This is a genomic window from Streptomyces sp. NL15-2K (assembly GCF_030551255.1).
Taxonomy (GTDB): domain Bacteria; phylum Actinomycetota; class Actinomycetes; order Streptomycetales; family Streptomycetaceae; genus Streptomyces.
Map to the genome: position 1 here is coordinate 10142773 of NZ_CP130630.1, position 14143 is coordinate 10156915.

The 14143-nt window shown below is 75.1% G+C and carries 2 protein-coding genes; both read left to right on the plus strand.

Features of this window, described 5'->3' with window-relative positions:
* Positions 1 to 104: 104 nt before the first annotated feature.
* On the plus strand, positions 105 to 4637 hold the full coding sequence (locus tag Q4V64_RS44515; RefSeq protein WP_124445906.1) for a type I polyketide synthase: 4533 nt from the start codon (positions 105 to 107) through the stop codon (positions 4635 to 4637).
* 261 nt (positions 4638 to 4898) lie between these two features.
* Complete coding sequence (locus Q4V64_RS44520; protein ID WP_303714368.1) at positions 4899 to 14072, plus strand: type I polyketide synthase; 9174 nt, start codon at positions 4899 to 4901, stop codon at positions 14070 to 14072.
* Positions 14073 to 14143: the final 71 nt, after the last annotated feature.

Here is a 14143-nt window from a genome sequence, read left to right on the forward strand (position 1 = left end):
GGGAGTCCCGCCCGTCGCTCCTAGTGTCCGGGACGGTGCCGCCGGTCCGCGGCGCCTGCCCCACCCCGCGATCCCGGTGACCACCGGAGTGAGGTGACGCGCTGGTGTCGTCGAGTGAGCAGAAACTCCGGGACTACCTGAAGCGGGTGACCGCCGACCTCCACCAGACCCGCAAACGGCTGGCGGAGGCCGAGGCCGCGACGCCCGAGCCGGTCGCCGTCGTCGGCATGGCCTGCCGCTACCCCGGCGGGGTCACCACCCCGGACGAGCTGTGGAACCTCGTCGCCGAGGGCCGGGACGGCATGGGGCTGTTCCCGACCGACCGAGGCTGGGACGTCGACGGGCTCTACCACCCGGACCCCGACCACCCCGGCACGTCGTACGCCCGCGAGGGCGGGTTTCTCTACGACGCCGCCGACTTCGACCCGGACCTGTTCGGCATCTCGCCGCGGGAAGCGCTCGCCATGGACCCGCAGCAGCGACTGCTGATGGAGACGGCGTGGGAGGCGCTGGAGCGTGCCGGGATCGGCCCGCTCGGCCTGCGCGGCAGCCGCACCGGCGTCTACGTCGGGCTGATGTACCACGACTACGCCGCGCGCCTGCTCGATGTGCCGGACGAGGTCGAGGCGTATCTCGGGACCGGCAACTCCGGCAGCGTCGCCTCCGGGCGGATCGCCTACACGCTCGGGCTGGAGGGGCCGGCGCTGACCGTGGACACAGCGTGTTCCTCGTCGCTGGTCGCGCTGCACCTTGCGGCCCGCGCGCTGCAGGCGGGGGAGTGCGACCTGGCGCTGGCCGGCGGGGCCGCGGTGATGGCCACTCCGGACACGTTCATCGGGTTCTCCCGGCAGCGCGGTCTTGCCGCCGACGGCCGCTGCAAGTCGTTCGCGGCGGCGGCCGACGGCACCGGCTGGGCCGAGGGCGCCGGAATGCTGCTGGTCGAGCGGCTGTCCGACGCGCAACGCGCCGGGCACCCGGTCCTGGCGGTGGTCCGGGGTACGGCGGTGAACCAGGACGGCGCGTCCAGCGGGCTGACGGCGCCGAACGGCCCGGCGCAGCAGCGGGTCATCCGGGCCGCCCTGGCGAACGCCGGCCTGACCCCGCAGGAAGTGGACGCCGTAGAGGCGCACGGCACCGGCACCACCCTCGGCGACCCCATCGAGGCGCAGGCGCTCCTGGCAACCTACGGGCAGGACCGTTCCGGCGAGCCCCTTTGGCTGGGGTCGGTCAAGTCGAACCTCGGGCACACCCAGGCGGCGGCCGGCGCGGCCGGGATCATCAAGATGGTCCTGGCCATGCGGCACGGCGTGCTGCCCAGGACGCTGCACGTCGACCGGCCGACGCCCAAGGTCGACTGGGCGGCCGGGAACGTCGAGCTGCTCACCTCGGCGCGGCCGTGGCCGGGGCTCCAGCGTCCGCGCCGGGCGGCGGTGTCGTCGTTCGGGATCAGCGGGACCAACGCGCACGTCATCGTGGAGGAACCCCCGGCCGCTGCGGTGACCTCCGCTTCGGTGCCCGGTCGGACGGCCCCGCTGGTGGTCACCGGGCCGGATGCCGACGCCCTGCGCCGGCAGGCCGGGCGGCTCGGCCGGTACCTGCGGGAGCACCCGACCGAGTCCCTGGCCGATGTGGCCTGGTCGACCACGCTGCGGGCCGCGCTGCCGCACCGGGCCGTGTTCCTCAGGCAGCGCACCGGCAGCGGCGACGGCGGCACGGAGCAGGCCGCCGACGCCCTGACCGCCTGGGCCGCCGAGGGCCGGGGCGAGGGCGTGGTCGAGGGGGTCGCGGCGCGCGGGAAGCAGGCGTTCCTCTTCACCGGGCAGGGCTCGCAACGGTCAGCCATGGGAGCGGAACTCGCCGCAGAGTTCCCGGTGTTCGCGGACGCGCTGGCCACGGTCGCCGCCGCGCTCGACCCGCACCTGGACCGGCCGCTGGCCGCCGTGCTCGACGACGATGACCTCGTCCACCGGACCGAGTACGCCCAGCCGGCGATCTTCGCTGTCGAGGTGGCGCTGCACGCCCTGCTCTCGCACTGGGGCGTACGAGCCGACGTCCTGGTCGGCCACTCGATCGGGGAGATCGCGGCGGCGCACCTGGCCGGGGTGCTCTCGCTCGCGGACGCGGCCCGACTCGTCACCGCCCGAGGCCGCCTCATGCAGGCCCTTCCCGCCGGTGGCGCGATGCTCGCGGTAGGCGCCACGGAGGCCGAGACGAGAGCGGCGTTCGGCGAACTGGAGATCGACATCGCTGCGGTGAACGGCCCGGCGGCGGTCGTGGTCGCAGGAGAGGCGGACGCGGTGGAGCGGGCGGCGGCGCTCGCGGACGGGCGGGGCTGGAAGACCAGCCGCCTGCGGACCGGCCACGCCTTCCACTCGCGTCTGATGGAGCCGATGCTCGCCGAGTTCCGGGCAGTCGTGGAGACGTTGAGTCTCGCCGAGCCGACGATCCCGGCCGTCTCCACGGTCACCGGTCGCCCTGTCCAGCCCGGCCAGTGGAGCGACCCCGAGTACTGGGTCGAGCAGATCCGTCGGCCGGTCCGGTTCGCCGACGCGGTCGGCGCGCTGGACGGGGTCGGCAGGTTCGTGGAACTCGGACCGGACGCCGTCCTCACCGCGCTGACCCGGCAGCTGCGGCCGGACGCCGTGAGCGTGCCGACGCTGCGCGGGACCCGGGAGGAGCCCACCACCGCGCTCACCGCACTGGCCGCCCTGTTCGCCCAAGGATCCCCGGTCGAGTGGACCGCGGTGCTCCCGGGCGCGCACCGCGTCGACCTCCCGACGTACGCCTTCCACCGGCGGCGGTTCTGGCTGGACGCGCTGCCCACGGAACGGCCTGGCACCGAGCGATGGCGGTACCGCGTCGAGTGGCGGCCGGCCGCCGAACCGCCCGCGACGCCCCTGACCGGTACCTGGCTCGTGCTGGGCGAGGACGACGGCGCTTTCGCCGGGGCCCTGCGGGACGCCGGCGCCGAGGTGGTCAGCGAGCCGGGACCGGCCCTCGACGGCGTGCTGGCCGCGGTGTCGACCCCGGCCGCGGCCCTCGCGATCACCCGGCTCGGCCTGACGGCACCGCACTGGTTCCTCACCACACGCGCGGTGTCCACCGGGCCGGACGACCCGGCGCCCGACCTCGACCCGGCGGCGGTCTGGGGACTGGCCCGGGTCTTCGGCCTGGAGGAACCCGACCGCTGGGGCGGGCTGGTCGACCTGCCCGAACGGTTCGACGCGACGGTGGCGGCCCGGCTCGTCGCCGTACTGGCCGGCGGGCTCGGTACCGAGGACCAGATCGCCCTCCGCGCGGCCGGCCCGAAGCTGCGGAGGCTGGTCCCCGCCCCCGTACCGGCCGGCGCCCTGCGCTGGCGTCCGGATGGAACCGTGCTCATCACCGGTGGCACCGGCGGCCTGGGCGCCGAAGTCGCCCGGTGGGCCGCGGCGCAGGGCGTACGGCGGCTGGTGCTGGTCTCCCGCCGGGGTGCCGCCGCCCCCGGTGCGCGAGAACTGCTCGCCGAACTGCCCGTGGCGGAGGCGCACGCCTGCGACCTGTCCGACCGGTCGGCGGTCGAGGCACTGCTCGCCGATGTCGGCGATGTGCACGCCGTCGTGCACGCGGCCGGTGTCAGCCAGGACGTGCCGCTGGCCGACGAGGACGCTGAGCACCTGCGTGCCGTGGCGGCCGGCAAGGTGGACGGCGCGGTCCACCTCGACGAGCTGCTGCCGGACGTACCGCTGATCGTCTTCTCCTCGATCGCCGGTGTCTGGGGCAGCGCGGAACAGGCCGCCTACGCGGCGGCGAACGCCGCCGTCGCATCGCTCATCGCGCGGCGCCGGGCGCAGGGCAGACCCGGGACGGCGATCGCCTGGGGGCCCTGGGCCCGGATCGGCATGGCGGCCGACGACCGGATCGCGGACCGGCTGCGGCGGCGCGGGCTCACGCCCATGGCGCCGGCCGGGGCGCTGGACGCCCTCGGCGTCGCGGTCGGCGTGGACGACGTGCTGGTGACCGTGGCCGACGTGGACTGGGCGCGGTTCGCTGCGGTGTTCTCCACCGCGCGCTCCCGGCCGCTGCTCACCGATCTGTTCCCGGACGGGCGACCCGACACGCCACGCGACCGGCCGGCGGCATGGGACGAACTGGCCGCACGGCTGGTCGACGCCGACCCGGCCGAACGGGACCGGATCCTGCTGCGTCTGGTCCGGGACGAGGTGGCCGCCGTGCTCGGGCACGCGTCGGGAACCGCGGTGGCGCCCGGCCGCGCGTTCAGCGAACTCGGCTTCGACTCCCTCACCGCCGTACAGCTCCACGACCGGTTGACCGCCGCCACCGGGCTGCCGCTCTCACCCACGCTCGTCTTCGACCACCCGAACGCCGAGCAACTCGCAGGGCATCTGAAGGAGACGCTCGTACCCGCCGAGGAGGCAGTGGACCTGCCCGACGCCGAGATCCGCGCGGCGCTGGCCGCGATCCCTCTCGCCCGGCTGCGGGAGTCCGGGCTGCTGCCCCGGCTGCTCCGGCTGGCACCGACCGAGCCCGGACGGCCGCGGCCGGACGCCGCCGAACCCACTGGCGACCTCGACGCGATGGACGTCGACGACTTGATGAAGCTCGCGCTGGGCGGCACCGCCCCGGACGGGGGCTGACGAGCGCGCTCGCGGAACCCGACAACCGGTACTCCTGACGCCTCGTCCGCCCGATGCGGCGACGGCCGGTGCACCTGACGCCCAGTCCGCCTGACGCCGTGCCGACCGGCCACCTGATCCCCTGCCCGCCCGACGCCGCCGAACCGCTAGGGCGCCCCTGCGCCTGCGCCCCACACCGTCGCCGGCTACGCACCAGCCCTCGAACCCCCGACGTCGGCAGTCCCGACGACCCCTGACCCGGCCCGACGAGCGGAGAGAACCATGACCCAGCCGGACGAGCAGCTGATCAAGGCCCTGCGCAGCGCGCTGAAGCAGACCGATCGGATCCGCCGCCAGCACCGGGAAGCGGAGGAGCAGGCCACCGAGCCGATGGCGATCGTCGGCATGGCCTGCCGCTACCCCGGCGGAGTGCACGGCCCGGAGGACCTGTGGCGCCTGGTCGCCGAGGGCAGGGACGCCATCGGGGACTTCCCGGCCGACCGCGGCTGGGACCTCATCACGCTGTTCAGCGACGACCCCGACGCGTCCGGAACCTCCTTCGCCCGCGCGGGCGGGTTCCTCCACGACGTCGCGGACTTCGACGCGTCCCTGTTCGGCATCAGCCCGCGCGAGGCCCGCGCGATGGACCCCCAGCAGCGGCTGCTGCTGGAGTGCGCCTGGGAGGCGTTCGAACGGGCCGGACTGGACCCGCTGGGCCAGCGCGGCGCCCGCACCGGCGTCTTCACCGGCAGCAACGACCAGGACTACCTCGGTCTGCTCGGCGACCACCCCGGTGAGCTGGAAGGTCACCTCGGCACCGGGAACGCCTCCAGCGTCCTGTCCGGCCGGCCGGCGTACACCTTCGGCCTGGAGGGCCCGGCGGTCACGGTGGACACCGCGTGCTCCTCGTCGCTGGTCGCGCTGCACCTGGCGGCGCAGGCACTGCGGGCCGGCGAGTGCGATCAGGCGCTCGTCGCCGGCGTGCTGGTGATGTCGACGCCGGGGACGTTCCTGGAGTTCTCCCGGCAGCGCGGCCTGGCCGCCGACGGCCGCTGCAAGTCGTTCGCGGCCGCCGCCGACGGCACCGGCTGGGGGGAGGGCGCCGGGGTGCTGCTCGTCGAGCGGCTGTCGGCGGCGCGGGCGGCCGGGAGGCCGGTGCTGGCCGTGGTCCGCGGCTCGGCCGTGAACCAGGACGGCGCCTCCAACGGTCTGACCGCGCCCAACGGCCGGTCCCAGCGGCGGGTCATCCGGGCGGCGCTGTCGAACGCAGGGCTGGCGCCCGAGGAGATCGACGCCGTGGAGGCGCACGGCACCGGCACCGAGCTGGGCGACCCGATCGAGGCCCAGGCGGTGCTGGCCACCTACGGCCAGGACCGCGACCGGCCGCTGTGGCTGGGCTCGCTCAAGTCGAACATCGGGCACACCCAGGCCGCCGCGGGCGTCGGCGGCATCATCAAGATGGTCATGGCCATGCGGCACGGGCTGCTCCCCAGGACCCTCCACGTCGACGAGCCCACCCCGAAGGTGAGCTGGGCCTCCGGCGCCGTAGAACTGCTCACCGAGGCCCGGCCCTGGCCGGAGGCGGACCGTCCGCGCCGGGCAGCCGTCTCGTCGTTCGGGATGAGCGGCACGAACGCCCACGTGATCCTCGAACAGGGCGATCCGGCCGAGGAACCCGCGCCGCCGGCCGACGCCGGGCAGCCGGTCCCGTTGCTGCTCTCCGCAGTCGGCCGGGACGGGCTGCGCGCCCAGGCCGCTGCCGTACGGGAGTTCGCGGCGGGCGGAGCGTCGCTGCGGGAGGTCGGTGCGACGCTGGCCGGGCGGGCCACGCTGCCTGACCGGGCGGTGGCGTGGGACCTCGACAGCCTGGAGACGGTCGAGTCCGGGCTCGTGGGCGGCACCGCCGTCGACACCTCCGACGTGGTCTTCGTCTACCCGGGACAGGGCGGCCAGTGGCTGAACATGGCGGCCGGACTGCTGGACCATCCCGCGTTCGCCGATCGCCTCCGGGAATGCGACGCGGCGCTGCGGCCGCACGTCGACTTCTCGGTGGAGGCCGTCCTGCGGGGCACGGACGACTGGCTGGCCCGCGTGGAGATCGTGCAGCCCGTGCTGTGGGCCGTGGGCGTGGCCCTCACCGCGTGGTGGGAGTCGTATGGACTGACCCCGGCGGCGGTGGTCGGTCACTCGCAGGGCGAGGCCGTCGCCGCCGTGGTGGCCGGCGCGCTCTCCGTCGAGGACGGCGCACGGGTGGTCGCGACCCGGTCCCGGGCGCTGGCCGACCTCGGCGACACGGGCGCGATGGCCCTGGTGAGCGCTTCCGCGGCCGACGTCGAGCGCTGGCTGGCCCCGGCCCGGGACCCGGGCCGACCCGGCTGGGACGACCTCGTCGTGGCCGTGGTCAACGGTTCCGCGCAGGTCGTCGTGGCCGGCGACCGGACGCGGCTGGAGGCGTTCGTCCCGTGGTGCGAGGAGCGGGGCGTGCGGGCCCGGATCGTCGAGATCGGATACGCCTCCCACTCGCCCCACGTCGAGCAGGTGCGGGACGCCATCCTCGACGGCCTGACCGACGTACGCAGCCGGGCACCGCGCATCCCCTGGTACTCCACGGTCACCGGCGAGCAGATCACCGGCCCGCTGGACGGCGCCTACTGGTGGGCCAACCTGCGCGAGCAGGTGCGGCTCGCACCGGTCGTCCAGGGCCTCGCCGACGCGGGACACCAGCTGTTCGCCGAGGTCTCCGGCCACCCCGTGCTCACCGTGGCACTGGAGCAGTGCGCCCCGGACGCCGGGGTCTTCGGGACGCTCCGCCGCGGCGACGACGGCCCGGCCGGGCAGATCCGCGTCCTCGGCGAGGCCTGGGTACGCGGCGCCCGCATCGACTGGTCGCCGTGGTTCACTCACGCACGCCGGCTCCCCGACCTGCCGACCTACGCCTTCCAGCGCCGCCGCTACTGGCCGACGCCCGAGGAACAGCGGCGCGACCAGGGCGGCGACCCGGAGTTCTGGACCGCCGTCCAGGCCGGCGCCCAGTCCCTCGCCGACGAACTCGGCCTGGCCCCCGACATCGTCGAGCCGGTGGTCGACGGTCTGGCGTCCTGGCGGGAACGGCGGAGACTGACCACCACGATCGACAGCTGGCGGTACGCGGTCCGCTGGACCCCGCTCCCGAAGCCCGCACCGGCGCGACCGGAGGGCCGGTGGCTGCTCGTCCGGCCCGACGGCGTGGACACGCCGGACCTGGCCGGCCTCTTCCCCGACCCCGAGGTGCTGGTCGTGGACGCCGCCACCGACCGGGCCGCACTGGCCGCCGCCCTGCCCACAGGGCAGTACACCGGGGTCGTGTCGCTGCTGGCCCTCGACGAGCGGCCGATGCCGGACCATCCCCTGGTCTCCCGCGCGGTCGCCGGTTCCCTGACGCTGATCCAGGCCCTCGGCGACGCCGGGATCGACGCCCCGACCTGGCTCCTCACCCGGGGCGCGGCCGGCGTCGACGGCGCCCCGCGCAGCCTCGCCCAGGCCCAGGCCTGGGGCCTGGGCCAGATCGCGGGGCTGGAGATGCCCCACCGCTGGGGCGGCCTGATCGACCTGCCCGAGGCGCCGGACGCCCGCGTCGGGGACACCCTGACCGCCGTCCTCGCCGGTGCCCTCGGCGACGAGGACCAGGTGGCCATCCGCGCGAGCGGGCTGTGGGCCCGCCGCATCACGCCCGCCCCTCCCCGCAGGGGCGGGGCGGGCTGGCGGCCCCGGGGCACCGTCCTGATCACCGGCGGCACCGGCGCGCTCGGCTCCCGGGTGGCGCGCTGGGCCGCCGCGAACGGCGCCGAACGCCTCGTACTGACCAGTCGGCGCGGCCCCGACACCCCCGGGGCCACGCAGCTCACCGACGAACTGGCCGAGACCGGCGTCGCGATCGAGATCGTCGCCTGCGACCTGACCGACCGGGCCGCCGTCGAGGCACTGCTCGCCGATGTCGGCACGGTCGACGCCGTCGTGCACGCCGCCGGCGTCGGCGCCAACGTGTCCTTCGACCGGACCGACGTCGCGCTGGTGGAGCGCCTGCTCGCCGGGAAGGTCGCCGGTGCCGTGCACCTGGACGCCCTGGTCGGCGACGTGGACGCGTTCGTCACCTTCTCCTCGATGTCCGGTGTCTGGGGCAGCCATTCGCACGCCGCCTACGCGGCCGCCAACGCCGCCCTGGACGCGCTCGCCGAGCAGCGCCGGGCCCGCGGCGGCACGATGACCGCTATCGCCTGGGGCTCGTGGGCCGAGGCCGGCATGGCCGCGGCCGAGGTCGGGGCCGACCTGCGTCGGCGCGGCATCGTCCAGATGCCACCGAAGCTCGCGATCGAGGCGCTGCGCCGCGCCGTCGCCCAGGACGACACGACGATCTGCGTGGCCGACATCGACTGGCCGCGCTTCACCGAACTCTTCACCGCCGAGCGCCCCCGGCCGCTGATCGGCGACATACCCGCCGCCCGGGACACGCTCGCCCAGGCCGCGGAGCCCGCCGGAGACGGCGCCGGTCTCGCCGCCCGCCTCGCCGGCCTGTCCGCCGCCGAGCAGGAGCGGGTCGTCCTCGAATTCGTCCGGGCCGGCGCCGCCGCCGTACTCGGCCACGCCTCCAGCGACGACATCGCGCCCCACCGCTCCTTCCGCGACCTCGGCTTCGACTCGCTCACCGCGGTGGACCTGCGCAACCGGCTGCGGGCCGAGACCGGGCTCCCGCTGCAGGCCACACTCGTCTTCGACCACCCCAACGCCGCCGCGCTCGCCGCGCACCTGCTCTCCCGGGTCGGCGCGGCCCCCGTCCCCGCCGCCACCGTGACCGTCACCGCGAGCACGGCCGCGCACGACGAGCCGCTGGCCATCACCGCGATGAGCTGCCGCTTCCCCGGCGGCGTCGGCTCCTCGGACGACCTGTGGCGACTGCTGGCCGACGGCGTCGACGCGATGTCACCGTTCCCCACCGACCGTGGCTGGTACCTCGGAGACCTGTTCAACTCCGACTCGGCCGTCCGCGGCACCACCTACACCAGCGAGGGCGGCTTTCTCGGCGACGTCGCCGGCTTCGACGCCCGGCTGTTCGGGATCACACCGCGCGAGGCCGTCGCCATGGACCCGCAGCAGCGGCTGCTGCTGGAGTGCGCGTGGGAGGCGTTCGAGCGGGCCGGCCTGGATCCGCTCGGCCTGCGCGGCACTCGCACCGGCATGTTCGCCGGTACCAATGGCTCGGACTACCTGTGGTCGATGGGCGTCTTCCCCACCGCGCTCGAGGGCCACCTCGGCACCGGCAACGCGGGCAGCGTCCTGTCCGGCCGGATCTCGTACACCTTCGGCCTCGAAGGCCCCGCGATGACCGTCGACACCGGGTGCTCCTCGTCGCTGGTCGCGCTGCACCTGGCCGTGCAGGCGCTGCGCAACGGAGAGTGCGACCTGGCGCTGGTCGGCGGGGTCACGATCATGTCGACGCCCGGCCCCTTCGTCGAGTTCAGCCGGAAGGGCGGCCTCGCCGTCGACGGACGGTGCAAGTCCTTCGCCGCCGCGGCCGACGGCACCGGCTGGTCGGAAGGCGTGGGCGTGGTGCTGGTCGAGCGCCTGTCCGATGCCCGGCGACTCGGCCACCCGGTCCTCGCGGTGGTGCGGGGCAGCGCGGTGAACCAGGACGGTGCCTCCAACGGCCTCACCGCGCCGAGCGGCCCATCCCAGCAGAAGGTCATCCGTCAGGCGCTTGCCGACGCCCGGCTCGACCCCGCCGACATCGACGCCGTCGAGGCGCACGGCACCGGCACCACGCTCGGCGACCCGATAGAGGCCAACGCGCTGCTGGCCACCTACGGCACCGGCCGCACCGGCGAGCCGCTCTGGCTCGGGTCGGTCAAGTCGAACATCGGGCACACCCAGGCAGCGGCCGGCGTGGCCGGGCTGATGAAGATGGTCCTGGCGCTGCGGCACGGCGCGCTGCCCAGGACACTCCACGTCGATGAGCCCTCCCCGCACGTGGACTGGGCGCTCGGCGGCGTCGAACTGCTCACCGAGGCCCGGCCCTGGCCGGAGAGCGGGCGACCGCGCCGCGCCGGGGTGTCGGCGTTCGGAGTCAGCGGTACGAACGTGCATGTCATTCTCGAACAGGCGCCGGAGGCGCCTGAAAGGGCCCTGGACGCGCCGCCCGAGCGGGAACCGGCGCCAGGCCGCCCCGTGCCGCTGCTGCTCTCCGGCGCCGACACCGGCGCCGTACGGACCCAGGCCGCGGCGCTGCGGGACTTCGTCGCCGACGGCGCCTCCCTGCTCGACGTCGGGGCCACGCTGGCCACCCGGGCCGGGCTGGCCGAACGCGCGATGGCCTGGGACCTCGACGGCCTGGACGCGGCCGCGAACGGACTGGCACCGCTGTCCGCTTCGGTCCTGGGCACCGATGTGGTGTTCGTCTACGCGGGTCAGGGTGGGCAGTGGTTGGGGATGGCGGTGGGGCTGCTGGATTCGCTGGCGTTCGCGGAGCGGTTGCGGGAGTGCGACGCGGCGCTGTGGCCGCACGTCGGATTCTCCGTGGAGGCCGTCCTGCGCGGGAGGGACGAGTGGCTGACGCGGGTGGAGGTGGTGCAGCCGGTGTTGTGGGCGGTGGGGGTGGCGCTGACGGCGTGGTGGGCTTCGTACGGGGTTGTCCCCGCGGCGGTGGTGGGGCATTCGCAGGGGGAAGTGGTGGCCGCGGTCGTGGCGGGGGCGTTGTCGGTGCGGGACGGCGCCCGTGTGGTGGCGGCCCGCTCGCAGGCGCTGGTGGATCTGGACGGGAGTGGGGGGATGGCGTCGGTCGGCGCGGCTGCTGACGAGGTGGCGGGGTGGTTGGCCGGGCCGGAGTGGGCGGGGCTGGTGGTGGCTGCGGTGAATTCTCCGTCGCAGGTGGTGGTGGCGGGGGAGCGGTCCTTGCTGGAGGCGTTCGTGCCGTGGTGTGAGGAGCGCGGTGTGCGGGCGCGGCTGGTGGAGGTGGGGTACGCGTCGCACTCGTCGCAGGTGGAGCCGGTACGAGAGGCGGTTCTGGCCGCGCTGGCGGGCGTCGAGGGCGTGGTGCCGGTGATTCCGTGGTATTCGACGGTGACGGGTGAGCGGGTTACCGAGCCTGTGGACGCGGGGTACTGGTGGTCGAATCTGCGGGAGCAGGTGCGGTTCGCGCCGGTGGTGGAGGGGCTGGCTGCCGAGGGTGGGTTCCGGTTGTTCGCGGAGGTGTCGGGGCATCCGGTGCTGGCGTTGGCGTTGGAGCAGTCTGCCCCGGATGCGGGGGTGTGGGGGACGTTGCGGCGGGGCGAGGACGGTCCGGCCGCGCAGGTCCGGGCCCTGGGCGAGGCGTGGGTCCGGGGCGTCGACGTCGACTGGCGGAGCTGGCTCGAAGGGGGCCGCTGGCTGCCCGACCTGCCCACCTACCCCTTCCAGCACCGCCGGTACTGGCTCTCGCCGAGCGACGCGGGCGAGCCCATCCCCACCCCGGGCGCGGGACTGCGCCACACCCTCGGCTGGGCCCCGGTGCCGCTCGGCGGCGGTGCCCGGCTCACCGGCCGCTGGCTGATTGTCACGCCCACCGGCGCCGAGCCGGTCGTCCGGGCTGTGACGGAGCAACTGGCGTCGGCCGGAGCGGAGGTGGTGACCGCCGGCCCCGGCGAAGCCCCGCCGGACGACCTCGCCGGCGTCGTGTCGCTGCTGGCGCTCGACGAGCGTCCGCACCCCGACCACCCGGGCGTACCCCGTGGCCTGGCGGACACCGTCACCCTGCTGCAGGCGTTGGACGGCGTGGTCGCTCCGCTGTGGATCGTCACCAACGGCGCGGTGGAGGCCGGTACCGACCCGGTACGCAGCCCCGCGCAGGCCCAGGTCTGGGGCCTCGGCCGGGTGGCGGCACTCGAACACCCCGAGCGGTGGGGCGGCCTGGTCGATCTGCTGGCCACCGGCACGGACGGGCTCGCGGCGGTGCTCGCTGACGCGGACGGGGTCCCTGTGGTGCTTCCTGAGACAGACGGGCTCGCGGCGGTGCTCGCCGAGGCGGACGGGCTCGCCGCAGTGCTCGCAGGCGCCGCCGGAGAGGACCAGATAGCGCTCCGCGACGGGCAGGCCTGGGCGCGGCGCCTGCGGCCCACGCCCCCCGCGTCGGCCGGCGGCGGCTGGTGTCCGCGCGGCACCGTGCTGATCACCGGCGGCACCGGCGCGCTGGGCGGGCACGTCGCCCGCTGGGCCGCCCGCAACGGCGCGACCGGCGTGGTTCTGGCCGGCCGCCGGGGCCAGGACGCCCCCGGCTCCGACACGCTACGAGCCGAGCTGGCCGACATCGGCGTACATGTGACCGTCGTCGCCTGCGACCTCACCGACCGGGACCAGGTGACCTCCCTCGTCGCCGGACTCCCTGCCGACCTCACTGCGGTCGTGCACGCGGCTGGCGTCGCCCAGGAGACCCCCCTCGCCGACCTGACGCCGGCCGAGATCGCGGCGGTGACGGGCGCCCGCGTCACCGGAGCGCTCCTCCTGGACGAGCTCCTGGCCGACGCCGAGCTGGACGCCTTCGTCGTCTTCTCGTCCGTCGCCGGAGTGTGGGGCACCGCGCGCCACCCCGCCTACGCGGCCGCCGACGCCTTCCTCGACGCGTTCGCCGGCCGGCGCCGCGCCCTGGGGCGGCCCGCCACGGCCATCGCCTGGTCGCCGTGGGCGGGCGGTGGGATCGCCGAGACGGCGGCAGCGGACGGTTCGCTGCTCCGGGTCGGCATACGGCCCCTGGACCCAGGCCGGGCCGTGGAGGAACTGGCCACCGCGCTTCCGTCGCTGGTCGTCGCGGACGTCGACTGGGCCCGGTTCCTGCCCGCGTTCGGCCTGGCCCGGCCCAGCCGCCTGTTCACCGAACTGGAAGCCACCGCCGCCCGTGGCGCGGACCAGGCCGAGGAGAGCGACGCCACCGCCGCGCTGCGCGACCGTCTGGTCACCCTGTCCGCCGAGGAGGCCGACCGCGAGCTCGTGGACCTGCTGCGGGGCCACATCGCGGCCGTGCTCGGCATTCCCAGTACCGAGAACATCCCGGCGAGCCGCGCGTTCAAGGAAATCGGCTTCGACTCGGTCACGGCCGTCGAGTTGCGCAATCGGGTGAATATGTCGACCGGATTGCGGTGCCCCGCGACGCTGGTCTTCGACCACCCCACCCCCGCCGCACTCGCGACACATCTGCGTATTCAAATGGTCCCGAACAATTCTCGTTCGGTACTCGAAGAACTCGAAGAGATAGAGCGGCGGCTCGCCGACTCCACCCCGGACGCGCTCACCGGCGCCAAACTGCGGATCAAACTCCGCTCGCTGCTGTCCGCGCTGGAAGCGGGGGGCGCCCAGGCGCCCGAGCCGCTGTCGGAGTCCCCGGCCGGGGACTCCGACGACGAGCTGCTGAAGTTCATAGATTCCCAGCTGGGACGGCCTGATCAGCCCCTTCCGTAGGGGAGCGCTAGGGGTTCCGGGCGGCGATCCGGGGTCCTAGCCTCAGCCCCGGGCTGCCTCGCAGAGACATC